The following is a 24,465-nucleotide window of genomic DNA, read 5'->3' on the forward strand; positions in this document are numbered from 1 at the left end:
CATTTGTTTTGTTGCCACATTGGCCGCGATTAACTGTTCTTTGTTCTGCTGCTGTTCTAATTGGGTCGGCGGTGGTGCGACAAACTCACTGTTGCTGAAGGTGAATCCCGTGCTGATATATGCACCTTAAGGAACTTCAACAGCAGTCAACTCATCGCCAAAATCAACCTGGGTTCACCATCCCAAATCACCCGATTTTCAACAATATTTGTTTTTTTGCTAATCAGCGCCCAATTTCGCACTTATGCTTCATCACCCATTTCAATCACCATTCAATAATTACAATCCCGCCTGAACCAGCGCTGCCATTACCATCAGTCGTGCTGTCTGAAGTGGTATACCGCCCGCCACCTCAATAACCATAAGCCGACCTGCCGTCGGCGGCGGTTGCTTCAGCATTGCTGGATCGTGCAGCCCCGCCACCGAATGGGCCTGACGCGCCGGCACCACCGGAACCACCAGGCGTTCCTGCAATGACATCCTGACCTGATGTGCCCCCAGGCGCACCAGCGCCAGAGTCGCCGCCTGCCGCGGCTTTGCCAGCTCCAGCAGTTGCGTTAGCGCCTCCGCTACCGTTTGCACCGCCGGTCAATGCGACAAGACTACCGACTATTATATTGCCACCATGGCCTCCAGTGCAGCCCGATGAACTTCTAGCCCCCGCCGTTCCCGCCAAACCAACAGTAACAGAAATAGCCTGATCGGGTGTTACGTTGTAAGGAACCTTGATATTTGCTTGCCCAGCGCCATCACCACCACCTGCGCAGCCAGAGACATAGATTGTTTTGATACCACCAGGGAACCGTAAAAGAGCCATTGCCGGTGAAAGTTTTTTGTGATCAGCTACCCCATCAAGGCGCGAATTGCTGACAGAAATCGACACAGTAACTGCCGGCACTGTCTGCTTGTATAATGACTGCCCTGATCGCAGTGGAACATCACGCCGTCTGGCTTGCCGCGAGTTTTCCAGCGCTTTAGCCGTCAGTTTGCTATCCGGAGAGAACGATATTGCCAGCCCACCGGTTTCCTCGCGAACAGATCGAGAATAATTGCAAGGTATGCCCAGCGCTTACCTGTCCAGATATACGTCACGTCACCGCACCTGATTTGATTCTGTCATTGCAAACTGCCGCTCAGGATGATTCGGGATAGCGAGGTGTTCATGACCGCCACGTTTATATCGATGAGTCAGCTGCTGGCAACTGACCAGCCCCTTCGGCATCGTAGAAAGGCCAACGTGCATGACCTCGCTGCCTGAGCGGCTGGGTAATTTTGATCGATAACCAACTGGGCTGATGCACGTCTGAATTCTGGACTACAACTTTTTCTTTTCATTAGTGCACCTGTGTTGTTCTGGGGTGAGAAAATCACCTCTGTTCAGATGGCCAAATTCAGTGTGCCACTACACCTGGCTTCATCCGGGCGGAACGGTCAATCAGCACGAACCCCTCCGGCGTTTCAATACGTATCATATTGGCCGGGTTCGGCATCAGAATATCGTTCAGGTTAAGCCGCTGCTCAACATAGTCCTGCGCAGGAGATGGAAAGCCCATAGTTACCTCACATATCCCATGTTTATCAGTGCGTAAGTGCGGTTATCGCCGCCAATAGTTACCAGCTCTCTGAACATGTGCTGTTCGCGCCGTATCCACTGATTGCACTGTTGCAGCGTCCATATGTGGCTGAACGCCTCAAGTTTTCGCAGGAATGTTCCGGTGGTTACTACCTGCCGGCCCCTGCCGTCTCTGCTTATGGCCTGTAAAAAGGCACCTTTGATTTCGTAGTCGCGTGGCATGCTAAATCCTACCTTAACAAACACTGTATGGATAAACAGCAATATCAATCAGTGGTTTTGATCAAGCCGATTAAGGTAGGTTTTTGCAAAGAGATTGGCGGGGAAAAAGTTTTAATGGGTTTTGTATGGAATGCTTAAAAGAAACTGTCATATACTCATGCCCGGCAAGGCATACAATCAGATAAAGGCTAATCAGCCACGTGAATGGATTAAGCAATGTTAAGTGAAGTTAATAACGCAAAGACGGTAAAAGCTTACCGTGGTGACATTGATGGACTACGTGCTATAGCAGTGATTTCGGTAATGATGTATCACTTCTCTGTCTGGCCGTTCACTGGTGGCTTTGTTGGAGTGGATGTCTTTTTTGTTATCAGTGGATATTTGATAACGGGTGGGATATTAAAAGAAAACTCACATCATGATTTTAGCTTCTCTGAATTCTATACCCGAAGAGCAAGGCGGCTGTTCCCGGCGCTGTTAAGCACCATCGCTATTTCATATGCAGTCGCTTTTTTGGCGTTTTCGCCTACAGATTTTGAAAAGATGTCGGCATCGACTGTCTTTGCGCTGACAGGAATTTCAAATTTTTATTTCTGGATGAGCGCTGACTATTTCGATTCAGCATCAATCCTGAAGCCTTTGCTGCACACCTGGTCGTTAAGCGTAGAATTGCAGTTTTACCTTGTCTGGCCTATTGCGATCATTCTGCTGGCCAAATTAGGTCGTATAGCAGTAGCAACAGGTGTGATACTTTTGACGGCGGCTGGCTTTGCACTTTCTTTATACGCCATAATGTACGACTCTACTGGTGCTTATTATTTAACTCAGTATCGTTTTTGGGAGTTTGCAGCTGGTGGTCTGGCATTCCTTTTCAGACGTTCCGATTTTTTTAACAGGCTGTCATCGCTTCATGGATTGATCTGTCTGATGGGCATCGCCCTCGTTCTGTATCCAGTATTTACATACTCCACCAGTACGACATTTCCTGGATTAAATGCCATTATGCCAGTGATTGGATCAATGATGATAATACTGTCTGGTGATAGAACATTGGCCGGGAATGTGCTGGCATCACGTCCGGCAAGCTATATTGGCGAAATCAGTTACTCGCTTTATCTTGTTCACTGGCCTGTTGTTGTATTTTCCCAGTATATTCTCGTTAAAGAATTCTCTGGTGCTTCAGGTTTACTGCTTATTGCAGCCTCCTTCGTTCTCGCAATTCCTATGCACCGTTTCATTGAAAAACCATTGCGCAAGCCTGATGCCTTGAAGTTATCGGGCGCGGCGTTCTGTCTGTCATGTTCAGGTATAGCAATGGCCTTTATGGTGCCGGCTTCAACAAGTTGGGCTGACAAAGGTTGGGTATGGCGTCTTCCTGAGCAAATACAGAAAATCAACAGTCTGGACATTACTTCAATGCAACAATATGTTGCCAACACTGAAAATGTGCTGAAAGCACATAGTGATTTTGCAAACAATGGGAAACCAAGATTGCTCATTATTGGTGATTCACAGTCTGCTGACATCTCAAACATCATGAAAGAGAACGGTTTTCTCGATAAATTTGATGCAATCACCCGACCGGTCAATACGCGATGTAGGGCAATTTTCGTAAATCAAAATGAGAGAGAAAGGTATTGGAATGAAGAGAATGGAGGGACAATGGCTCTTCCGGAGTTCATTCCGATGTGCGACAAACAAATGAACGAAGCGACAGATCCTCATATATTAAAGGAATCTGATGTGATCTTCATTGCTATGAAATGGCGAGATGAGTCATTACCAAAAATGAAGGAAGCTATTGAAGTTATAACAAAAAGATCTAACGCAAAAATATTCCTGTTTGGTAATAAAAACCTGGCAAAAAGCAGTATTGATTTAGTCAATACATTTGGAAGAGTGAGTGGCATAAGTGAATTTGCTGCACAAAACAGAGATTTTATATCGGAAGAGATAAATAAAAAAATCTCTCAAATGAGTGGATATACATTCGTCGACATGATGAAAGTTGTTTGTCAGAAAAAAAACTCTTGTGAAGTTGTTACTGATAAATTCGATCCTATTTTCTTTGATCAGGTTCACCTTACGCGTGAGGGTGCCATTTACTTAGGACCAAAATTTAAGAAGGTATTGTCGCAATCAGGATTAGAGATGAAGTAACAATGATTGGATAGCCCGCTTTGCCGCGGGCGTATTTTTGGGAACTATCAGCCATTTAAAATTATGGCATGATTGGCCACTCGATTTTGTCAGGCGTATTGGCGTCGCTCCGGCTTAGCAAAGCTCTAAACTTCTCCCATTCTGTTAGTGCTTCGACTTCTTCCGACGTTGCCATATCCAGATCAACCGCACCCTGCAAAAAGCTGATGCGTAAGACGGCTTCTTCGATCATATTTTTGTTAAGACCTAAGTTTGACGTAATTAACTGTTGTTCTGTCTGCTGCTGTTTTTCTTCGGTAGCCGCAGGAGCGACAAACCCTCCGTTACTCTATGTAAATCCTGTATTAATAAACATTCCTTCTTGCACTTCAACGGCAGTTACTTCTTCGCCAAAATTAACTGAAGAACTACCATCCCAAACTAACAAGCTCCAGACAGTATTTTTTTGTTAATTAGTGCATAACTTTTAATTCTTTGGTTATTTTTATCATCATTAAATTATCGCAATTCCACAAGAGCCTGCGTCGCCATTCCCTCCATTCGCTCCGGCATAGGTATAGGTATAAATACCACCACCGCCATCTGACAGGAGTGGCCCCCAACAAGAACCACCTGAGAATCTGGTTCATGTATGAGCGGCAAAGAAGGTGGGAGACGATCGGTGTTCCTGATACACCCAAAAACAGAAAGATGGCTGGCGAGTTACGTAGCAATATCGTCTACCGCTTTAAGACAGGGACGTTTGATTACCGAAGTGAGTTTCCGGATTCACCATTATTTAAGAACCAGACTGGCTAGTTAAAGTCGCTAGCTATCAGGGAGGTTGCTGATTTATGACTGAAACTCAAAAAGCCGGATTGGGCCAATAGCTCTTATGTCACGACAGAACGTCGTGTGAGAGTGACGCTGGATATCATCGGCAGCGGAAAGGAGATCAGGTCAATTATGCAGAAGCACCTGCTTAATCTGCGTATTGAGCTTCTCAGCGGCAGCTACTTTACCGGCAGGAAGATGAATATAGAAAAGAAAGGCAGGACAGCGGCCACGGTGAACTCCAGCATGGCAGACCTGAAAGCCATTTTCGCCTTTGCTCACGGTAATGGGTATAGAGGCAAACCCGATGACCGGCATCAAGCCGCTGAAGAAGTCAAATAAGCGGCCGGACCCGATAACGCGGGAGGAGTACCCTCGCCTCATCGCAGCATGCTCAACGCGTCAGACGGCCAACATGTGGTCACTCGCTATCCTGACGGGGTTGCGTCACGGGGAGATATGCGCGCTGGCATGGGAGGACATTGACCTTGAAGCGAAGAAGCTGACAGTCAGCCGTAACCTCACACCACAGGGTTTGTTCACGCCGCCGAAGACGGAAGCGGGAAACCGGGTCACATGCCTGATAGATGCAGCCGTTGCTATTCTGCGTGATCAAAGGGAGCTGACCCGAATGCACCCTCAGACATCCTTCACCTTTCACACCAGGGAATATGGTGAGCGGATAGAGGAGCAGAAGACGTTCGTGTTCAACCCCAGCGTGAACGCTGTCAATGGCCGGTCGGGCGCACATTACTCTACAGAGTCTCTCGGTCAGATATGGACTGGCGCACTTAGGCGTGCAGGCCTGCGTCACCGGAAAGCCTATCAGTCACGTCATACGTTCGCCTGCTGGGCTCTCTCAGCAGGCGCAAACCCGAACTACGTCGCATCACAAATGGGCCACTCCGATGCGCAGAGGGTGTACCGGGTTTATGGCGCCTGGATGTCAAAGAACAACACGGACCAGCTATCACTCATCAACACGAAAATGAGCGATGTTGTGCTACATACGTGCTCCACCAAAGTGGCAGCATGGTAAACCTTAACAATTTCAGACAGTTACCCACTAAACCTGCATATTCATAATATCGCTGTACGCCGACACCAGCTTGTTCCTGACCTGAATCCCCATCTGCATTGAGATAGACGATTTCTGCAGATCGACCATCACATCGTTCAGCGCGATACCGGGTTTCCCCATCTCAAAATCCTGCGCCTGGCTACGAGCGGTGGTTTGCGTCTCGCTGATCTTATCCAGCGCGGCTTTCATGGTGGCGCCGAAATCGATCTGGTTTGGGGCTTCGCTGCTGCGGTTGCTCGCCTGCAGCGAGGTGATCTGAAGCTGTTGCAGTACGCCGTCGATTGCCTGAATGGTCATTAACGATACCTCATATAAACGGGTGGGTTTTTCTGTGTTCAAAAATCTAACACGTTGTCAATGAGACAAAGGCGCTAAATGACAGCAAAAAACCCGGCTTATCCAGCCATCGAATTTTTGGTTTCAACAAATAATGCCTGGCATTGAAGTGGAAATTTTATCTACGCAGGTCAGGGAGTCTGTTTTGCCATCTCAACTAACCCGGTCAATTACGTCAGGCAGGAATCGGTCATGAATGCGAGTGCAGCCGCCACACAAGATCAAGAAAAGAAAGGCTTCGGTGACCTTCTCGCTCGCCTGCGCGCAAATCCGCGTATTCCTTTAGTCGTCGCCGCCGCCGCCGTTATCGCTATCGTGATTGCGATGGTGCTGTGGGCCAAAGCGCCCAGCTACAGCGTTCTCTATAACAATCTGTCGAATGAAGATGGCGGTGAAATCGTCACGCAGCTGACGCAGATGAACATCCCCTATCGCTTCGCCGAGAATGGTGGTGCGCTGATGGTGCCGGATGAGAAGGTGCATGAGCTGCGTCTGCGTCTGGCACAGCAGGGTCTGCCGAAAGGCGGCTCGGTCGGTTTCGAACTGCTGGATAAAGAGAAGTTCGGTATCAGCCAATTCAGCGAGCAGGTCAACTATCAGCGCGCGCTGGAAGGCGAACTGGCGCGCACCATCGAATCGCTGGGTCCGGTAAAAACCGCCCGCGTCCACCTGGCGATGCCCAAACCCACCCTATTTGTCCGTGAGCAGAAAGCGCCGTCGGCGTCGGTCACCTTAACCCTGCAGCCTGGACGTGCGCTGGATGAAGGTCAGATTCAGGCCATCGCCCACATGGTGTCGAGCAGCGTGGCCGGTTTACCGCCGGGTAACGTTACCGTGGTTGATCAAACCGGTCGCCTGCTGACCCGTTCCGACAGCGTCGGCCGCGATCTGAACGATGCCCAGCTGAAGTATGCCTCGGATGTTGAAACCCGTTATCAGCAACGTATCGAAGCGATCCTGAATCCGATTCTGGGCCAGGGCAACGTGCATGCGCAGGTTACCGCGCAGATCAACTTCGACACCAGCGAGCAGACGGATGAGAAATATCAGCCAAATGCTAATCCGTCTGCTACCGCGATTCGCTCGCGTCAGACCAGCACCAGCGATCAATCAGGCAGCCCTTATCCGGGCGGCGTGCCGGGTGCATTGTCCAACCAGCCTGCGCCAGCCAACACCGCGCCGGTCAATACAGCAGCGGCTAACGGCCAGAATGCTAACGGGCAGAACGCCAATGGTCAGAATGCTAACGGCCAGAATAATGCCGGCCAGACCACCAGCACCGCCGCGGCCAGCAGCACGCCGACCAACTCACGTCGTGATGACACGGTTAACTATGAGCTGGACCGCACCATTCGTCATACCAAGCTCAACGTCGGCGATGTCCAGCGTCTGTCGGTGGCGGTGGTGGTCAACTATCGCGAAGACGATAAAGGTAAAGCGGTTGCGCTGAACGAACAGCAGCTGAAGCAGATTGAAGACCTGACCCGTGAGGCGATGGGCTACTCCCAGACCCGCGGCGACAGCGTGAACGTGGTGAACTCGCAGTTCAATACCACCGAACCGACGACCGGTGACCTGCCCTTCTGGCAGCAGCAAGCGTTCTTTGATCAGCTGATGAATGCCGGTAAGTGGCTGCTGGTTGCCCTGGTCGCCTTCATTCTGTATCGCAAGCTGGTCCGTCCGCATCTGGTGCGTAAGCAGGCTGCAGAGAAAGCCGCTGCGGAAGCTGCTGCTGCCCGTGCCGCTGAACCGGCAGAAGAAGAAGCCTATAGCGTTCAGCTCAGCAAAGATGAGCTGGATCAGGAACGTAAGTCTAACAACCGCATGAGCGCAGAAGTGATGAGTCAACGCATCCGCGACATGTCTGAAAACGATCCGCGCGTTGTTGCGCTGGTAATTCGCGAATGGATGAGTAAAGAGCTATGAGTCTGACCGGAACCGAAAAAAGCGCCATCCTGATGATGACCATCGGCGAAGAGCGCGCAGCGGAAGTTTTCAAACACCTGAACCAGCGTGAAGTGCAGCACCTGAGCGCCGCGATGGCCAATATGCGTCAGGTCTCGCACAAACAGCTGACTGAAGTGTTACGCGAGTTTGAAGCCGATGCCGAGCAGTTTGCGGCGCTGAGCCTCAACTCCAACGATTATCTGCGTTCGGTGCTGATCAAAGCGCTGGGCGAAGAGCGCGCCTCCAGCCTGCTGGAAGATATTCTCGAAACCCGCGAAACCACCAGCGGCATGGAGACGCTCAACTTTATGGAGCCGCAGGCGGCTGCCGACCTGATCCGCGACGAGCATCCGCAGATCATCGCCACCATCCTGGTCCACCTCAAGCGTGGCCAGGCGGCGGATATTCTGGCGCTGTTCGACGAACGTCTGCGTCACGATGTAATGCTGCGTATCGCGACCTTTGGCGGTGTTCAGCCAGCAGCGCTGGCCGAACTGACCGAAGTGCTCAACGGCCTGCTGGACGGTACCAACCTCAAGCGCGCGAAGATGGGCGGCGTGAGAACCGCAGCCGAGATCATCAACCTGATGAAAACACAGCAGGAAGAAGCGGTTATCGAAGCGGTACGCGATTTCGACGGCGAACTGGCGCAGAAAATTATCGACGAAATGTTCCTGTTCGAAAACCTGGTGGAAGTGGACGACCGCAGCATCCAGCGCCTGTTGCAGGAAGTGGAGTCCGAGCAGCTGCTGGTTGCACTGAAAGGTGCCGAACAGCCGCTGCGCGAAAAATTCCTCAAAAACATGTCAGCCCGTGCGGCCGATATCCTGCGCGACGATCTGGCCAACCGTGGCCCGGTGCGGATGTCGGCAGTGGAAAACGAGCAGAAAGCAATCCTGCTGGTGGTGCGCCGCTTAGCCGAATCGGGCGAGATGGTGATTGGTGGTGGCGAGGAAACTTATGTCTGATGCATTTTCTGCTCGCCCATGGCAACTGTGGCAGCCGACCGATTTAAGCCGCTTCGACCAGCCTGAACCGGAGCCGCTGCCCGAGATCACCGAACCTGATTCAGGGGTGGACGAGCAGCAGTTGCTGCTTGAGCGCCAGCAACAGCAGATGCGTAAAGAGGCGCAGGCCCAGGGCTTTAACGAAGGTCAGCAGCAGGGTTTTGCCGAAGGTCAGAAAAGCGGTTATGAAGCCGGATTTCAGCAGGGGCTGGCCGATGCTCAGCAGCAGCAGGCGCCGTTACAGGCGCGGATGCAGCAGCTGGTCACCGAGTTCCAGAACACGCTGGAGTCGCTGGACAGCGTTATCGCCTCGCGCCTGATGCAGCTGGCGCTTGAAGCTGCCCGCTCGGTGATTGGCCAGGCGACCGCGGTCGATGGCAGCGCCCTGCTGCGTCAGATTCAGGGATTACTGCAGCAGGAACCGATGTTCAACGGCAAGCCGCAGTTGCGGGTGCATCCGGACGATCTGCAACGTATCGAGCAGACGCTTGGTCCGACGCTTGACCTGCACGGCTGGCGCTTGCTGGCGGACAGCACCCTGCATCCTGGCGGCTGTAAACTCAGCGCCGAAGATGGCGATCTGGATGCCAGCGTGGCGACGCGCTGGCAGGAACTGTGCCGCCTTGCCGCGCCAGGAGAAGTGTAATGACCACTCGCCTCAACCGCTGGCTGGGCGCGCTCGACGCGTTTGAAAAGCGAATTGCTCAGGTTCAGCCGGTGCGCCGCTATGGTCGCCTGACCCGCGCAACCGGTCTGGTGCTGGAAGCAACGGGCCTGCAGTTACCGCTCGGCGCAACCTGCATCATTGAACGTAATAATGGCAATACCATCAGCGAGATTGAAAGCGAAGTGGTGGGATTCAACGGACAAAAGCTGTTGATGATGCCGCTGGAAGAAGTCGACGGCATTTTACCCGGCGCGCGGGTATACGCACTGCAGAACGGTGAAAACCCGCAGGCCGGTAAGCAACTGCTGCTGGGTCCGCAGCTGCTGGGCCGGGTGCTGGACGGCAGTGGCCGCCCGCTGGATGGCCTGCCGTCACCGGATACCGGTTACCGCGCGCCGCTGATCACCCCGCCGTTCAACCCGCTGCAGCGGACCCCGATTACCGATGTGCTGGACACCGGCGTGCGCGCCATTAACGCCCTGCTGACGGTGGGACGCGGCCAGCGTATGGGCCTGTTCGCCGGTTCGGGCGTCGGTAAAAGCGTACTGCTCGGCATGATGGCGCGCTACACCGAAGCCGACGTGATCGTGGTCGGGCTGATCGGCGAACGTGGTCGCGAAGTAAAAGATTTTATCGAGAACATTCTCGGCGCCGAAGGCCGTGCCCGTTCGGTGGTGATCGCCGCGCCGGCTGACGTTTCGCCGCTGCTGCGTATGCAGGGCGCCGCCTACGCCACCCGCATCGCCGAAGATTTTCGCGATCGCGGCAAACATGTGCTGCTGATCATGGATTCGCTGACCCGCTACGCCATGGCGCAGCGTGAGATCGCGCTGGCGATCGGTGAGCCGCCGGCCACCAAAGGCTATCCACCGTCGGTGTTCGCCAAGCTGCCGGCGCTGGTGGAACGCGCCGGTAACGGCATCGACGGCGGCGGCTCGATTACCGCCTTCTATACCGTGCTGACCGAAGGCGACGATCAGCAGGACCCGATTGCTGACTCAGCGCGCGCCATCCTCGACGGCCACATCGTGCTGTCGCGGCGGCTGGCTGAAGCGGGTCACTATCCGGCGATCGACATTGAAGCCTCAATCAGCCGGGCGATGACCTCACTGATTGATGAAAACCACTATGCGCGCGTGCGCCAGTTTAAGCAGTTGCTGTCCAGCTTCCAGCGTAACCGCGATCTGGTCAGCGTGGGCGCTTATGCCGCAGGCAGCGACCCGATGCTGGATAAAGCGATCAAACTCTATCCGCAGATGGAAGCCTTTTTGCAACAGGGCATTTTCGAACGCAGCGATTATGACGACGCCTGCCTGCATCTGCATGCGCTGTTCGGCTAATCGACGCGATTAACGCGAGGTAACGGCAATGAAAACTGCAAATGCCATCGACACGCTACGCGACTTAGCGGAACAGGATCTGGAACGCGCCGCCATCTACCTGGGCGATATGCGTCGCGGTCAGCAGGCTGCCAATGAGCAGCTGACCATGCTGCTCGACTACCAGGATGAATATCGCAACAAGCTGAATGACGATATGTCGACCGGCATCGCCAGCACCCGCTGGACCAACTACCACCAGTTTATACAGACGCTGGAAAAAGCGATCGATCAGCATCGCAACCAGCTCAATAACTGGAACCAGCGTCTTGAGCAGGCGCTGATCAACTGGCGTGAGAAACAGCAGCGGCTCAACGCCTATCAGACGCTGATCACCCGGGCAGCGGAAAACGCATTACGACAGGAAAACCGTCTCGACCAGAAACGGATGGATGAATTTGCCCAACGGGCCGCATTGAGGAGAGGCGAATGATTACGCTGCCAAACATTGCCATGAAAGCGGCGGTAAAAACCGACGCCGATACATCAGTTTCAACCGATGCAGCTGCCGGCACCGATGCGCTGCCGCAGGACTTCCTGACCGCGCTGGGAAACCAGCTGCTGAGTCTGGCGAAACAGCAGGGAAAAGCGGCGCAATCGGCTGATCTCAAAACGGAAAGCGACAGTGATTCGCAGCCTGCCACGCCCCTGAATGCGCTGATCGCCGCCCTGGATAATCCGGCGGCGCTGAGCGCGCTGTTTAAGCCGGAAAATATTAAAGCCGACGCTAAATCAGCCGATGATAAAGACAAGCCGGAAGCCGCGCCCTTAAGTGCCAGCGATATGCAAAATGTGCAGGCGCTGTTCGCCATGTTACCGACCACGCCGGCTGCCAACAGCGCCGCCGTCAGCCCGGTCAGCGATGCGCAGGGTGAGCTGGCTGTTCAAAGCGAAGGCGCACGCAAAAGCCTGACCTCACTGGCACAGATGCTCACCGGCAGCGATCAGGCGAGTAAAGAGTCCGGCGCGGAGGGTTCGCCTGGGGTGAAAACCGCCGCGCTGAATGCGCCGGCGGTGAGCAGCGCAGCCGGCCAGAGCAGCAGCGCTGCGGTAAACAGCAACAGCCTCAGCCCGGCACAGACGCTGGATAGCAATTTTCAGCAGCTGCTGAGCACGGTAACCCGACAGGACGATCAGGCCGCCATCAAAGCCAGTGCCAGTGATAATTCGCTGATCGCCAGCACGCCGATCTCCAGCGCCAGCAGCCTGGCGCCGCCAATGATGGCGTCATCGACCACCAGTACGCCCTCGACCCCAATGCTGAATGCGCAGCTGGGCAGCGATGAGTGGCAGCAGGCGTTAAGCCAGCAGATTGTGATGTTCAGCCGCAACGGTCAGCAAAACGCTGAATTGCGCTTACATCCGGCAGACCTTGGGGCGATCCAGATCAGCCTGAAACTGGATAACGACCAGGCACAAATTAATCTGGTTTCCGGCCACAGCCACGTCAGAGCGGCGCTGGAAGCCGCGATTCCGCAGCTGCGCAGTGCGCTGGCAGAGAGCGGAATCCACCTGGGTGAGAGTCAGGTCAGCAGTGACAGTTCCGCGCAAGGCCAGCACTTCCAGCAACAGCAGGAGGCGCGCCGCGATGGACAGCATGGCCGCTTCTCTCTCGCTCAGGATAGTGACACCGACATCACGCCAATTGCCGTTCCCGCCGCCCTGCAGGCGCGGATAAACGGTAATGGCGCGGTCGACACTTTTGCCTGATAGCGACAAACGCTGAAGGTAAGCGTAAAACCCGCGTCTTTTCTTCCCATTGTTTGACTTAAGACGCGGGATAATCTGTCCAGGTGAGCCGAGAGGCTTGCCCATAATTCACAGGAAGTAACTGCAAACATGTCTGATAACGCGAAAGCTAAAGGCCGCAAACGTAAACTCTTAATTCCGGTGTTGCTCATTGTGACGCTGGCCGCTTGCAGCGTGGCAGGCTATGCAGTCTGGCGAATGATGAATAAACATGAGGGCGATAAGCCGGAGGTGGCGAAAGTCGAACCGCCTCCCGCCCCGGTCTTTTTTGCACTTGATACATTTACGGTTAACCTGGTCAATCCCGACAACGATCCTGACCGCGTGCTGTACGTAGGCTTTACCCTGCGTCTGGCCGATGAGGATACACGGCGTCGGTTAAATGACTATCTGCCTGAGGTGCGCAGTCGTCTGCTGCTGCTGCTCTCGCGTCAGAGCGCTGCGGCGCTGGCGACGGAGCAAGGAAAGCAAGCGCTTGTTGAACAAATCAAACAGGCGCTGGCACCACCACTGGTAAAAGGTCAACCTCCGCAGGCGGTGAACGATGTGCTGTTTACTGCCTTCATTTTGAGGTGAATCAATGGGCGATAGCATTCTCTCCCAGGCTGAAATTGACGCCCTATTAAACGGCGACAGTGGCAGCGCGGAAGAAGAAAAGAAACAAAACGGGCCGGAAGGCGATATTCGTCCTTACGACCCGAATACCCAGCGCCGCGTGGTGCGCGAGCGTTTGCAGGCGCTGGAGATTATTAACGAGCGTTTTGCCCGTAGTTTCCGTATGGCGCTGTTTAACCTGCTGCGTCGTAGCCCGGATATCAGCGTCGGCGCGATCAAGATTCAGCCGTATCACGAGTTTGCCCGCAACCTGCCGGTGCCGACCAACCTGAACCTGATCCACCTGAAGCCGCTGCGCGGTACGGCGCTGGTAGTGTTTTCACCCAGTCTGGTGTTTATCGCGGTTGATAACCTGTTCGGTGGCGATGGTCGCTTCCCGACCAAAGTAGAAGGTCGCGAGTTTACCCATACTGAGCAGCGCGTTATCCGTCGCATGCTGAAGCTGGCGCTGGATGGTTACAGCGACGCATGGAAAGCTATTTATCCGCTGGACGTCGAGTATGTGCGTTCAGAGATGCAGGTGAAGTTCACCAACATCACCACTTCGCCGAACGATATCGTGGTTAACACGCCGTTCCAGGTGGAGATTGGTAACCTGGTGGGTGAGTTTAATATCTGCATTCCGTTTTCAATGATTGAGCCGCTGCGCGAGCTGCTGGTGAATCCGCCGCTCGAGAACTCCCGCCAGGAAGATAACCACTGGCGTGACAACCTGGTAAAACAGGTGCAGCACTCCGAGCTGGAACTGATTGCACACTTTGCCGAAACCTCGCTGCGTCTGTCACGGATTTTGCAGCTGAAACCCGGCGACGTGCTGCCGATTGAGAAACCGGAACGCATTATCGCCCATGTCGATGGCGTACCGGTCTTAACCAGCCAATATGGCACGATGAATGGGCAGTATGCTCTGCGTGTCGAACACCTGATTAACCCGATTTTGAATTCGCTGAACGAGGAACAGCCCCATGAGTGACAGTAATAAGCCGTCTGACGATATCTCTGCGGACGATCTGTGGGCTGAAGCAATGAATGAACAGGTCGGCAGCAGCAGCGCCCCGCAAACCGATGACGTGTTTAAGTCATTCGAGAGCAGTAACGTTTCAGGCTCACTGCAGGATATCGATCTGATCATGGATATCCCGGTCAAACTGACCGTGGAGCTGGGCCGTACTAAGATGACCATTAAAGAGCTGCTGCGTCTGGCGCAGGGTTCGGTGGTGTCACTCGACGGTCTGGCGGGCGAACCGCTGGATATACTGATCAACGGTTACCTGATTGCTCAGGGTGAAGTAGTGGTGGTCAACGACAAATATGGCGTGCGCATCACTGACATTATTACCCCGTCCGAACGTATGCGTCGTCTGAGTCGCTGAAAATGACTAGCCAGAATCAAAGTCTGCAACCCGCTGCGCCGCACGCTCAGCCGATTTCCACCGGCTCAATGGTGGTGCAGGTCAGCAGCATGTTAGCGGTGATTATTTTATTGATTCTGGCCTGCGCCTGGCTGGCACGCCGCTTTGGCTTCGCGCCGAAGAAGGTGAGCAGCCAGGAGCTTAAACTGACCGCCAGTGTGCAGGTCGGCCAGCGTGAGCGGGTGGTGATTGTCGATACCGCCGATGCGCGTCTGGTGCTCGGCGTGACCGCGCAGCAGATTACCCATCTGCATACGCTACCGCCGGGTGCGCCGCTGGAAACCACGCCAGCGCAGGCTGCCCCACAGGATTTTCGTCAGCTGTTACAGAACCTGGTTACACGTCCCGGAAAACCCCAATGATGCGTCGACTGCTTCCTTTATTGCCCCTGCTGTTGCTGGCACCGGTTGCCCATGCCCAGCTTCCGGGCCTGGTGAGTCATGCGCTGCCAAACGGCGGCCAGAGCTGGTCGCTGCCGGTGCAGACGCTGGTGTTTATCACCGCCCTGACCTTTATTCCGGCGGTGCTGCTGATGATGACCAGCTTTACCCGCATCATCATTGTGTTTGGTTTGCTGCGTAACGCATTGGGTACGCCCTCTGCGCCGCCGAACCAGGTTCTGCTCGGGCTGTCGCTGTTTCTGACCTTCTTTATTATGGCGCCGACCTTCGACAAGATTTATCAGGACGCCTATCTGCCGTTCAGCCAGGACAAAATCAGCATGGATGTGGCAATCGAGAAAGGTGCCCAGCCGCTGCGTGAGTTTATGCTGCGTCAGACCCGTGAAGCGGATCTGGCTCTGTTCGCCCGCCTGGCGAATACCGCGCCGATTGCCGGCCCGGAAGCGGTGCCGATGCGCATTCTGCTGCCCGCTTACGTCACCAGCGAGCTGAAGACCGCTTTCCAGATTGGCTTTACGGTGTTTATCCCGTTTCTGATTATTGACCTGGTGGTGGCCAGCGTGCTGATGGCGCTGGGGATGATGATGGTGCCACCGGCAACAATCTCACTGCCGTTTAAGCTGATGCTGTTTGTACTGGTTGATGGCTGGCAACTGCTGGTCGGCTCACTGGCGCAAAGCTTCTACTCCTGATCCCCCCTATTCCCGGAGCACAACAATGACACCCGAATCAGTAATGGTAATGGGCCAGGAAGCGATGCGCGTCGCACTGATGCTGGCCGCCCCGATGCTGCTGGCCGCACTGGTGAGTGGACTGCTTATCAGCCTGTTGCAGGCCGCTACCCAGGTCAATGAACAGACCCTGTCGTTCATCCCGAAAATTCTGGCGGTGGCGACCACCGGGATTATTGCCGGCCCGTGGATGCTGAATCTGCTGCTCGACTATATCCGCACCGTCTTTTCCAACCTGCCTTACATCATCGGCTGATGATTACTCTCGACAGCAGCCAGCTGGTACATTGGGTGAGCCAGTTTTTCTGGCCACTGGTGCGCATTCTGGCGCTGCTGGCCTCTGCGCCGCTGCTTAATGAACGATCTATCAGTCACCGGGTCAAAATTGGTCTGGCGGTGATGATCACCTGGCTGTTAATGCCGCTGCTGCCGCCGGTTAACGTGACGCTGTTTTCGCCCGCCGGCTTCTGGCTGCTGATCCAGCAGATGCTGATTGGCATCGCGCTCGGCTTTACCATGCAGTTTGCTTTTGCCGCGGTGCGGACCGCCGGGGAAGTGATTGGCTTACAGATGGGCCTGTCGTTCGCCACCTTTTTTGATCCCGGCAGCCGTCTTAACATGCCGGTTCTGGCGCGTTTTTTAGACATGCTGGCGATGTTACTGTTCCTGACCTTCAACGGACACCTGTGGTTGATCTCGCTGCTGGCGGACAGTTTTCACACCTTGCCGATTGGCGGACATCCGCTAAATGCCAATGCGTTTATGGCACTGGTGAAATCGGGCGGATTAATTTTCCTTAATGGCATGATGTTAGCGCTACCGTTAATCGTTTTGCTCCTCATGCTAAATCTGGTACTAGGTTTGTTAAACCGTGTTTCACCACAGTTATCAATCTTCGCAATTGGCTTCCCGATCACCTTATCAGTAGGCATTTTGACTATCAGTATGCTGATGCCACTGCTCGCCCCGTTCTGTGAGCATTTGTTCGGTGAAGTGTTTGATTTACTCGCCCTGTTCCTGACAGAACTATCCCGTCCCTGAACATTAAGTTTCTAACTATCTTTGCTAACCAATACTTAAGTAACGCAAAACCATCCGTGCATTTTTCAAACCATATTTTCCAGAATGCAACTAAGGAAAATCTGATAAATGTGCTGATAGTCTGAAAATAATTCTTATTAAACCGGGCTTCGCGTATTTTAGTTGGGCGGTTCACAGCAGCGGTTAGACTGTGAATTTGTTGACAAAAAAGGCAATCCATTGAATTTGAACAAAAAAAATTCTTTAGTGATTTTTCTTGTTAAAAAATGTATTTTCCGGCATTGTCAACACACGCTGAGACATCACACTTTCGTAAAACAAATGTTTTTAAGATTTGTCCTATCAGAAAACTCCGGGTTTTCAGCGATAGTGACAGCGCTCCCAAAAACAGAGTCTTACTTAACCTCCGGTTTTTCACTGGCATTCCCCGCCATAACCGGAGAATGTGTGACGTCAAAGCAGCACAACTTTTTTGCAGAACGGGTCAGGGATGAAGACTTTTACAGGCGGTTGCCTGTTACCACACTGCACGAGCAGAATAAAAAAGTGCCTTAGAAATCTCTCTCGTACCGCAACGCGTAATTCATCGTTGATTTAAACGGATAACAAATTGGTGAGGGTCGCTATTATGCCAACGATTATTATGGATTCCTGCAACTACACACGCCTGGGATTATCGGACTACATGTCTTTTAAAGGAGTTAAGAAGAAAAACATCACTTCTGCCTCCGATATTGAGCAACTACAGCAAAAATGTGAACAATTAAAACCTGGTGTCGTCTTTATTAATGAAGACTGCTTTATTCATGAACCCGACTCCAGCGAACGTATCCGCAGCATTATTATGCAGCACCCTGATACGCTGTTCTTTATATTCATGGCGATAAGCAACATCCATTTTGAGGAATACCTCTACGTTCGTAAGAACCTGATTATTACGTCAAAATCGATAAAGACATCGACACTGGATTCGTTACTGGGCACCTATTTGCAGAAGAAACTCAACCAGTCTGCGCGTATCTCTTCCGGCATGGATGTTCATCCATTAACGCTGAGCCAGACCGAGTCAAATATGCTGAAGATGTGGATGTCAGGTCACGACACCATTCAGATCTCAGATAAAATGCAAATTAAGGCGAAAACCGTTTCGTCACATAAAGGTAATATTAAACGCAAAATCAAAACCCATAATAAGCAGGTTATTTATCATGTGGTGCGTTTAACTGATAACGTCACGTCGGGTATTTACGTTAACGTAAGATAACGTCCCGCAATGAAAACCGGCCGCCCTGGCCGGTTTTTTTTTGCTTCAAACTGAGAGCCAGATCTCACTCCTGCCGCTAAGCCTTTCCGCTCTTCTGCCGATGTTAAGCCTTATAACAACAGCCTCAAGAGAGCAAGGATATGAACACTGCATTGTTTAATGATGGACAGAACACCTCGGGTATATGGCAGAACCTCCGCCTTGTCCCGCTGTTTAGCCTGATCTTCGGCGGCATTCTGCTGCTGTTTGCACTCTGTATTGGTGTCGCCAGTTACTTTCTTATTTCAGGGAATCACTCGCTCAGTGACGCCACTGATGAAATTCAGGTGCGGATGGGTATCTCAAACAGTTCAAACCACTTACGCACTGCCCGTCTGACGGTTATTCAGGCTGGCGCCGCGGCGCGTATCGGTGAGATGGATGAGTTTCGCGCTAACCTCGCGTCGGCTGAGAAACGTATTCAGCAGGCTAAAGACGGGTTTAAGGTCTACGCCGACCGCAAAGTGAAGTCGCCCGAGGATGTCGCGCTGGATGCCACGCTGCAGGCGCGCTTTAACGACTACATTGAGAAAGGCCTGATACCGATGATTAACGCCGGTAAACAAGGCAGCTTCGAAGGTATTATCGCGCAGGAAACCGAGGTTACCCGCAAACTGGATGCTGACTACAATGCGGTGCTGCTGAAGGCGATCAAAATCCGTACCGATCGCGCCAATGCAATTACCGCAGAAGCGAACCATCAGTCGCGTATTGGCTTCATTGCAATGGCGGTGGCCTTTGGCGCTGCGCTGGTGCTGGTGCTGCTGACCTTCGTCTTCCTGCGTCGGGTGGTGATTAATCCGCTGCGTCAGTCGGTGTCACGCATTGAGCGTATCGCCCAGGGCGACCTGACCGCCCCGCCGCTGCCCCATGGTCGCAGCGAGATAGGCACCCTGATCCATAATCTGCAGTTAATGCAGCAGTCGCTGGTGAAAACCGTCGGCACGGTGCGTGAAGGTGCGGTTGCTATCTATCAGGGCTCCAGCGAAATCTCCGCCGGCAACACCGACCTCTCCTCACGTACTGAACAGCAGGCGGCAGCGCTGGAACAGACGGCTGCCAGCATGGAACAGCTCACCGCCACGGTGAAGCAGAACGCTGATAACGCCCATCACGCCAGCCAGCTGGCCGCCGATGCCTCCGGTAAAGCCCGCAGCGGCGGTGAACTGGTGAGCGGCGTAGTGAAAACCATGACCAACATTTCCGGCAGCTCGAAAAAGATTGCTGAGATCACCAATGTCATCAACAGCATCGCTTTTCAGACCAACATTCTGGCCCTGAACGCGGCGGTCGAAGCCGCGCGTGCCGGTGAACAGGGTCGGGGATTTGCCGTGGTGGCGAGTGAAGTGCGTAACCTGGCACAGCGCAGTGCGCAGGCGGCGAAAGAGATTGAATCGCTGATTGCCGAGTCGGTCACGCTGATTAAAGATGGTTCACAGCAGGTCGGCGATGCCGGAACCACCATGGGAGAAATTGTCGAAGCGGTCCGTCGGGTTACCGATATCATGGCAGAGATTGCCGCCGCCTCTGACGAACAGAGCCGAGGGATCCAGCAGGTCAGCCAGGCGGTTACCGAAATGGATAACGTCACCCAGCAGAACGCCTCACTGGTCGAAGAAGCCTCTGCGGCGGCGGCTTCACTCGAAGACCAGGCCGGTAAACTGACTCAGGCGGTATCGGCTTTCCGCCTGCAGGATACGCCGCTGCTGGCGGCTACCGCCAGCCGCGCTACCGCGCCGGTGAAAACCCCTGCTCTTGCGCCTCGTCCGGCTCTGGCAAGCGGTAATGATAACTGGGAAACGTTCTAAGCGCTGAATGTAGTGCGGAGGGTAGAGAGCGCGGTTGGTAGAGAGCGCGGACAGAGAGTGCGGACAGAGAGTGCAGACAGATAGCGCCGACATCCAGCGCAAATTGAGAGTGCAAATTGAGAACGCAGACAGGACGTTAATAAGCGATAAAAAGTGACGCAGCCGGAACAGTAATGGCTGTCTGACTTCCTCCTCCCCATCACGGGGAGGAGGATCACGTCAGCCGCGTTGCGCGGTTGCGGCCGGTTTACTCTGTGCTGTAGGGTTCAACAAAAATCCCCTCCGGATGACCATCTTCGTTAAAAAACCAGATGCCTAACGGGTAATCTTCCAGCGCCACCAGAAACATAGTGCCCTCATTAAACGGCTCCATGGCCAGAATGGTTCCGACGCGGCGCGGGCCACCATCGGTTTTAACGCTGACGCGGTCATTCACCTTCATTTCGGTTCTCCTGATTATTTCCTGTTGCACAGTCTAAACGAAGAACCGCAGTGATGCCGAGCGTTAGCGACGGGCAATTACCCATACGGCGTGCACGATACCGGGAATGTAGCCGCACAGCGTCAGCAGGATATTCAGCCAGAAGGCACCTCCGAAACCAACCTGCATAAAGACGCCCAGTGGCGGTAACAGGATTGCGATAATAATTCTTAAGATGTCCATAACCATTCCTTTAGGTATTGATAAAAATCAGCTTTATCTCGAACTATAGCCGATTCTGCTCTCAATGAGCGAAAAGTCAGGTAAATCTGAGTAAGCCTGCGCTTTTTCAATTCCTTAACATTTCGCCGCAAGACTTCTGACGCAGGCTCGCCTTACACTCTCTCTACTGCACCAACCCCATAGGCGCAGTCAACCTAAAAGTAACAAGGATTTTGCCCGCGCAGCGCGGGCTTTTTTTTGCCGTGATCGGCCCCTCACCCCTTTCTGCGCCAGCCACTATACTGATGATACTGTCCGCGCGCGGGAGTCAGAAAATGTCAGGCGAAAAACAGGTTACCGGCCTGTCTCAGTCAGCGATGAATGTTGATGTTGATCGTTTGCTGGAGTCAATACAGGCGGGGAATGCAGCTGAGATGCAGGAATCTATGACGCAGCCGCCAGCGGCTGATGGACGGCTAGCCCCGCAGCGGTTGCCGCGCGGCACTGAACTGGCCGATGCTTTTGAAATGGATATCTGTGACTGTCGTTCCTGTGAGGCAAACCGCTGAAAACGATTTCAAAAAAATACCCGGCGGGATGGCCGGGTAAAAAATTCAATTCGTTACACTAGGGAATTCTTAACACCCCTGCAGACTACGCCTTCCCTTTTTTAAGACAAGTCTCTGATATGCACATTTCTGCAACGTAGCGGTGAATAATGCGCCGTATGTTACCGAAAACACCGCAGCAGACAGCCACTTAGCGGCTGCACACTTCATGCATCACCGCGATCCATAACGTTTCGATTTAAGATTAATCCTGGATTTATCCGGTGGTCGCATAACAAAAAAGTGTGAGCCATATTCAACTATAATATTGAAAAATCGCCGCTTTAGCCGTGCTGACAGGAGCTGACCGATGCCCGACCTTCACCAGCCGTTAATGATTATTACCGATCTCGACGGATCGCTGCTCGACCATCACAGCTATCGCTGGGATGCCGCTACGCCGTGGCTCACCACCCTGAAACAGCATGACATCCCGCTGGTGATCTGTTCCAGCAAAACGGCAGCGGAGATTATCCCGCTACAGAAAAGGCTTGGCATTGCGGGTGCGCCGTTTATTGCCGAAAACGGTGCGGTGGTCCAGACCGGGGATCAGCAGATTCATCTGCCCGACGATAGCCTGAACTATGCGGCGATCTGTAACCGGCTGGCGGTGCTACAGACCCGGTTCCGGTTTACCGGCTTTCATGACTTTACCGATCAGGCAGTTTCGTCGATGACCGGCCTGAGTGAAGCGGATGCCGCCCTGTCACGTCAGCGCGATGCCTCTGAAGTGGTGGTGTGGCGTGACAGTGACGAGGCATTCGACAGCTTTCGGGCTGCGCTGACCGCTGAAGGACTGGCGCTGACCCAGGGCGGTCGTTTCTGGCACGTGATGCCAGCCGGCAGCGGCAAAGGCGAGGCGGTGCGCTGGCTACTGTCGCAACAGTCTGATGCCGCCTTTACCACCATCGGTCTGGGCGACGGACCGAATGACGCGCCGATGCTGGACGCCGTCGACTACGCCGTAGTGATTAAAGGCTACAGTAAAACACCGGTCACCCTCAGCCGGACCGATCAGCAGCAGGTCTATCATACGGCGCACTATGGCCCTGAAGGCTGGCGTGAAGGGCTGGACTATTTTTTGACTCAACCTCTGTAAGTAGCCCACGGGCATTAAAAGGATGGTGCGATGAGTGATTTTTTTCAGAACGGCGTGATTACCAATTTTCATAATCTCACCCACCGCAGTGTGGAATCGCTGGAAAAGGAGATGGTGCGCTTTGCCCGCAAACGCAAGATGGGGCTGATCCTGCCGTCGCTGTTTTCTGAACTGGAAGGCCCGGCGCTGACAAAAATTGTCGATGAGCTGGCAAAGGTGCCCTATCTCGATGAGATCGTGATTGGCCTCGATCGTGCTGACCGCGATCAGTTTCTGTTTGCCCGCGAGTTTTTCTCGCGCCTGCCGCAGCGGCACCGCATCCTGTGGAACGACGGCCCGCGCCTTAAAGCGATTGATGCCGAACTGGATAAAGAAGGCTTATCGCCGACCAATCCCGGCAAGGGGCGCAACGTCTGGTTCTGCACCGGCTATACGCTGGCCTCTGACCGCACCAGCTGCGTGGCGCTGCATGACTGCGACATCGTCACCTATGAGCGCGGTATGCTGGCGCGCCTGCTCTATCCGCTGGCTAATCCGGCGTTTCAGTATGAATTCTGTAAGGGCTTCTATGCCCGCGTCGCTGACGGCAAGCTGAACGGCCGCGTCGGGCGTCTGCTGGTCGGTCCGCTGCTGCGCTCGCTGCAAAAAGTCTATGGCCATTCAGAATATCTCGATTACCTCTCCAGCTTCCGTTATCCACTGTCGGGTGAGTTCGCGATGCGCACCCACGTGCTAAACGGCATCAAAATTCCGGGCGACTGGGGTCTGGAGATTGGCGTACTTTCAGAGATCTATCGCAACTACACCACCCGGCAATCCTGTCAGGTGGAGATTGCAGATAACTATGACCACAAGCATCAGCCGCTGGCGGAAGAGGATGGCACCGGCGGGCTGAAACGCATGAGTAGCGACATTGTGCAGTCGCTGCTGCGAAAGCTGGCCACCATGGGCGTGCCGCTGACCAGCGACTCGTTCCGGGTGCTGAAAGCCACCTACTACCGTAATGCGCTGGATATGATGGAGATCTACAACCATGAGGCGGCGATGAACGGACTGAAGTTTGATCAGCACGTTGAGGAGGCTGCGGTGGAAATGTTTACCCAGTCAATTCTGGAGGCCGGTCAGGCATTTATTGAACGACCAAACGATAAGCCGTTTATTCCAAGCTGGAGTCGGGTGCAGTCGGCCTTTCCGGATATTCTGCAGCGCATCTATCAGGCGGTAGAAGAGGATAATGACGGCAACGTCTGAGAAGAATCGGGCACAGGGAGCGTGCCGGAAAAAGCAAACGGAATGCGCTAACGCGGGGCCTGTCAGATCACGCGACCTACAGGCCTGATCGCAGGCCGCTTAACTGGCAAGCTGTTGGGCGGGATTTGAGGCGCTAAGCTCTTCGCTGCGAAACGCTTCACGGCGCACCGCGTAGCCATCGTACCAGCGACATTCGACCATTCCGCTGGCGTAGCCGGTCACCACCATCGTCTGTCCGTCTTTCTTGTGCTGAACTTCTTCACTGATTGCAAACACCATGTTGCGCCCTCCTGGTTGACCCTGTGATGTGATTATTTTCTTTATAGCAGTCAAAAAAGGTTTCTGCCTGTTAAGGCACGCAAATAAGCGGCAAATTCAGAATTAAGCAGTTGGATATGTTGAAAATAAAAAAAGCGGATAATAATTATTATCCGCTTTGAAAGGGGTTCAGGCTGGAATCAGATTTTGCAGCCTTCGCAATCCGCTTCGTCGCTCAGATCGTCCGGCACTTCGCTGGCCTTTTTCTCTGCTTTCGCTTCAGCCTGCTCAAGTTGCGCGTCGATATCAAATTCAAACATGTCGTCGTTCATCATCATTCTCCTGACCGTAATAACAGTGC

30 protein-coding genes and 1 pseudogene are annotated in these 24,465 nt (G+C 53.6%); 22 read left to right on the forward strand and 9 right to left on the reverse strand.

The annotated features are described in order from the left end of the window. Positions 1-279: 279 nt before the first annotated feature. From AC6I8I_RS11310 to AC6I8I_RS11320, 3 genes and pseudogenes are all read right to left on the reverse strand, one after another. The gene (locus AC6I8I_RS11310) at positions 280-582 is read right to left on the reverse strand and encodes a hypothetical protein (protein WP_312056500.1); all 303 of its coding nucleotides are present in this window, start codon (positions 580-582) and stop codon (positions 280-282) included. A 291-nt stretch (positions 583-873) separates the two neighbouring features. Continuing rightward, positions 874-1,213, reverse strand: a pseudogene (locus tag AC6I8I_RS11315) (DDE-type integrase/transposase/recombinase); the annotation flags it as partial. A gap of 178 nt (positions 1,214-1,391) precedes the next feature. Next, positions 1,392-1,553 carry a S24/S26 family peptidase gene (locus tag AC6I8I_RS11320; RefSeq protein ID WP_312056501.1) on the reverse strand — a complete coding sequence of 54 codons (162 nt, stop codon included), beginning with the start codon at positions 1,551-1,553 and terminating at the stop codon, positions 1,392-1,394. Between the two features lie 458 nt (positions 1,554-2,011). Here AC6I8I_RS11320 and AC6I8I_RS11325 point away from each other — a divergent pair, with 458 nt between their 5' ends. After that, a complete protein-coding gene (locus tag AC6I8I_RS11325) occupies positions 2,012-3,955 on the forward strand; it encodes an acyltransferase family protein (RefSeq protein ID WP_497827854.1) in 1,944 nt (647 codons plus the stop codon). A gap of 61 nt (positions 3,956-4,016) precedes the next feature. Here AC6I8I_RS11325 and AC6I8I_RS11330 read toward each other — a convergent pair whose 3' ends face one another. Beyond that, complete coding sequence (locus AC6I8I_RS11330; protein ID WP_497828655.1) at positions 4,017-4,217, reverse strand: tail fiber assembly protein; 201 nt, start codon at positions 4,215-4,217, stop codon at positions 4,017-4,019. Positions 4,218-4,582: 365 nt separating this feature from the next. Here AC6I8I_RS11330 and AC6I8I_RS11335 point away from each other — a divergent pair, with 365 nt between their 5' ends. From AC6I8I_RS11335 to AC6I8I_RS11345, 3 genes are all read left to right on the forward strand, one after another. Beyond that, positions 4,583-4,753: an Arm DNA-binding domain-containing protein gene (locus AC6I8I_RS11335; protein ID WP_312056503.1), complete on the forward strand. Its 171-nt coding sequence runs from the start codon at positions 4,583-4,585 to the stop codon at positions 4,751-4,753. A 96-nt stretch (positions 4,754-4,849) separates the two neighbouring features. Beyond that, positions 4,850-5,110, forward strand: coding sequence for a hypothetical protein (locus tag AC6I8I_RS11340; protein WP_497827855.1), 261 nt, complete (start codon positions 4,850-4,852; stop codon positions 5,108-5,110). Beyond that, a complete protein-coding gene (locus AC6I8I_RS11345) occupies positions 5,076-5,807 on the forward strand; it encodes a site-specific integrase (RefSeq protein ID WP_312056505.1) in 732 nt (243 codons plus the stop codon). Before AC6I8I_RS11340 ends, AC6I8I_RS11345 begins: the two co-directional genes overlap by 35 nt. Positions 5,808-5,834: 27 nt before the next feature. Here AC6I8I_RS11345 and fliE read toward each other — a convergent pair whose 3' ends face one another. Beyond that, the gene (gene fliE, locus AC6I8I_RS11350) at positions 5,835-6,146 is read right to left on the reverse strand and encodes a flagellar hook-basal body complex protein FliE (protein ID WP_312056507.1); all 312 of its coding nucleotides are present in this window, start codon (positions 6,144-6,146) and stop codon (positions 5,835-5,837) included. A gap of 231 nt (positions 6,147-6,377) precedes the next feature. Here fliE and fliF point away from each other — a divergent pair, with 231 nt between their 5' ends. The 15 genes from fliF to AC6I8I_RS11425 all read left to right on the forward strand — a co-directional run bounded on the left by fliF (position 6,378) and on the right by AC6I8I_RS11425 (position 20,245). Next, positions 6,378-8,111: a flagellar basal-body MS-ring/collar protein FliF gene (gene fliF, locus AC6I8I_RS11355; protein ID WP_312056508.1), complete on the forward strand. Its 1,734-nt coding sequence runs from the start codon at positions 6,378-6,380 to the stop codon at positions 8,109-8,111. Further along, the gene (fliG, locus tag AC6I8I_RS11360) at positions 8,108-9,100 is read left to right on the forward strand and encodes a flagellar motor switch protein FliG (protein ID WP_031377087.1); all 993 of its coding nucleotides are present in this window, start codon (positions 8,108-8,110) and stop codon (positions 9,098-9,100) included. Before fliF ends, fliG begins: the two co-directional genes overlap by 4 nt. Then, positions 9,093-9,785, forward strand: coding sequence for a flagellar assembly protein FliH (fliH, locus tag AC6I8I_RS11365; protein WP_312056509.1), 693 nt, complete (start codon positions 9,093-9,095; stop codon positions 9,783-9,785). Before fliG ends, fliH begins: the two co-directional genes overlap by 8 nt. Then, on the forward strand, positions 9,785-11,146 hold the full coding sequence (fliI, locus tag AC6I8I_RS11370) for a flagellar protein export ATPase FliI (RefSeq protein WP_312760629.1): 1,362 nt from the start codon (positions 9,785-9,787) through the stop codon (positions 11,144-11,146). Before fliH ends, fliI begins: the two co-directional genes overlap by 1 nt. Before the next feature lie 28 nt (positions 11,147-11,174). Beyond that, complete coding sequence (fliJ, locus tag AC6I8I_RS11375; RefSeq protein ID WP_031377089.1) at positions 11,175-11,618, forward strand: flagellar export protein FliJ; 444 nt, start codon at positions 11,175-11,177, stop codon at positions 11,616-11,618. Beyond that, complete coding sequence (locus tag AC6I8I_RS11380; protein WP_497827856.1) at positions 11,615-12,895, forward strand: flagellar hook-length control protein FliK; 1,281 nt, start codon at positions 11,615-11,617, stop codon at positions 12,893-12,895. The genes fliJ and AC6I8I_RS11380 overlap by 4 nt, the downstream gene beginning before the upstream one ends. Before the next feature lie 129 nt (positions 12,896-13,024). Then, positions 13,025-13,510: a flagellar basal body-associated protein FliL gene (fliL, locus tag AC6I8I_RS11385; protein WP_031377091.1), complete on the forward strand. Its 486-nt coding sequence runs from the start codon at positions 13,025-13,027 to the stop codon at positions 13,508-13,510. Positions 13,511-13,514: 4 nt separating this feature from the next. Then, positions 13,515-14,522 carry a flagellar motor switch protein FliM gene (fliM, locus tag AC6I8I_RS11390; RefSeq protein WP_031377092.1) on the forward strand — a complete coding sequence of 336 codons (1,008 nt, stop codon included), beginning with the start codon at positions 13,515-13,517 and terminating at the stop codon, positions 14,520-14,522. Beyond that, positions 14,515-14,922 carry a flagellar motor switch protein FliN gene (gene fliN, locus AC6I8I_RS11395; protein WP_312056512.1) on the forward strand — a complete coding sequence of 136 codons (408 nt, stop codon included), beginning with the start codon at positions 14,515-14,517 and terminating at the stop codon, positions 14,920-14,922. Before fliM ends, fliN begins: the two co-directional genes overlap by 8 nt. A gap of 2 nt (positions 14,923-14,924) precedes the next feature. Beyond that, a complete protein-coding gene (gene fliO / locus AC6I8I_RS11400) occupies positions 14,925-15,323 on the forward strand; it encodes a flagellar biosynthetic protein FliO (RefSeq protein ID WP_497827857.1) in 399 nt (132 codons plus the stop codon). Continuing rightward, positions 15,323-16,054 (forward strand): flagellar type III secretion system pore protein FliP, encoded by a 732-nt coding sequence (gene fliP, locus AC6I8I_RS11405; protein WP_046288520.1) that lies wholly within the window; start codon positions 15,323-15,325, stop codon positions 16,052-16,054. Before fliO ends, fliP begins: the two co-directional genes overlap by 1 nt. 25 nt (positions 16,055-16,079) lie before the next feature. Beyond that, on the forward strand, positions 16,080-16,349 hold the full coding sequence (gene fliQ, locus AC6I8I_RS11410; protein ID WP_031377095.1) for a flagellar biosynthesis protein FliQ: 270 nt from the start codon (positions 16,080-16,082) through the stop codon (positions 16,347-16,349). Then, positions 16,349-17,134: a flagellar biosynthetic protein FliR gene (gene fliR, locus AC6I8I_RS11415; protein WP_031377096.1), complete on the forward strand. Its 786-nt coding sequence runs from the start codon at positions 16,349-16,351 to the stop codon at positions 17,132-17,134. Before fliQ ends, fliR begins: the two co-directional genes overlap by 1 nt. A gap of 628 nt (positions 17,135-17,762) precedes the next feature. Then, on the forward strand, positions 17,763-18,398 hold the full coding sequence (gene rcsA, locus AC6I8I_RS11420; RefSeq protein ID WP_312056515.1) for a transcriptional regulator RcsA: 636 nt from the start codon (positions 17,763-17,765) through the stop codon (positions 18,396-18,398). A gap of 140 nt (positions 18,399-18,538) precedes the next feature. After that, positions 18,539-20,245: a methyl-accepting chemotaxis protein gene (locus tag AC6I8I_RS11425; RefSeq protein WP_312056516.1), complete on the forward strand. Its 1,707-nt coding sequence runs from the start codon at positions 18,539-18,541 to the stop codon at positions 20,243-20,245. A gap of 247 nt (positions 20,246-20,492) precedes the next feature. Here the strand turns inward: AC6I8I_RS11425 and dsrB are convergent, their stop codons facing one another. Continuing rightward, positions 20,493-20,687 (reverse strand): protein DsrB, encoded by a 195-nt coding sequence (dsrB, locus tag AC6I8I_RS11430; RefSeq protein ID WP_031377099.1) that lies wholly within the window; start codon positions 20,685-20,687, stop codon positions 20,493-20,495. Between the two features lie 63 nt (positions 20,688-20,750). Next, a complete protein-coding gene (locus AC6I8I_RS11435; protein WP_046288250.1) occupies positions 20,751-20,909 on the reverse strand; it encodes a YqaE/Pmp3 family membrane protein in 159 nt (52 codons plus the stop codon). Positions 20,910-21,223: 314 nt separating this feature from the next. Here AC6I8I_RS11435 and AC6I8I_RS11440 point away from each other — a divergent pair, with 314 nt between their 5' ends. From AC6I8I_RS11440 to AC6I8I_RS11450, 3 genes are all read left to right on the forward strand, one after another. Then, positions 21,224-21,457, forward strand: a complete 234-nt coding sequence (locus AC6I8I_RS11440; RefSeq protein WP_312056517.1) for a DUF2525 domain-containing protein — start codon at positions 21,224-21,226, stop codon at positions 21,455-21,457. A gap of 349 nt (positions 21,458-21,806) precedes the next feature. Beyond that, the gene (locus tag AC6I8I_RS11445) at positions 21,807-22,595 is read left to right on the forward strand and encodes a mannosyl-3-phosphoglycerate phosphatase-related protein (protein WP_312760618.1); all 789 of its coding nucleotides are present in this window, start codon (positions 21,807-21,809) and stop codon (positions 22,593-22,595) included. A 30-nt stretch (positions 22,596-22,625) separates the two neighbouring features. Continuing rightward, positions 22,626-23,846: a glycosyltransferase family protein gene (locus AC6I8I_RS11450; RefSeq protein WP_312056519.1), complete on the forward strand. Its 1,221-nt coding sequence runs from the start codon at positions 22,626-22,628 to the stop codon at positions 23,844-23,846. Between the two features lie 99 nt (positions 23,847-23,945). On the opposite strand, the gene AC6I8I_RS11455 is transcribed toward AC6I8I_RS11450, so the two are convergent. Together AC6I8I_RS11455 and AC6I8I_RS11460 are read right to left on the reverse strand one after the other, a co-directional pair. After that, entirely contained in the window at positions 23,946-24,125 is a 180-nt protein-coding gene (locus AC6I8I_RS11455; protein ID WP_312056520.1) for a YodC family protein, read from the reverse strand. Positions 24,126-24,304: 179 nt separating this feature from the next. Continuing rightward, the gene (locus tag AC6I8I_RS11460) at positions 24,305-24,442 is read right to left on the reverse strand and encodes a hypothetical protein (RefSeq protein ID WP_233988246.1); all 138 of its coding nucleotides are present in this window, start codon (positions 24,440-24,442) and stop codon (positions 24,305-24,307) included. Between the last annotated feature and the right edge of the window lie 23 nt (positions 24,443-24,465).

The organism is Pantoea sp. X-Soil-YNGN-775 (assembly GCF_059730575.1).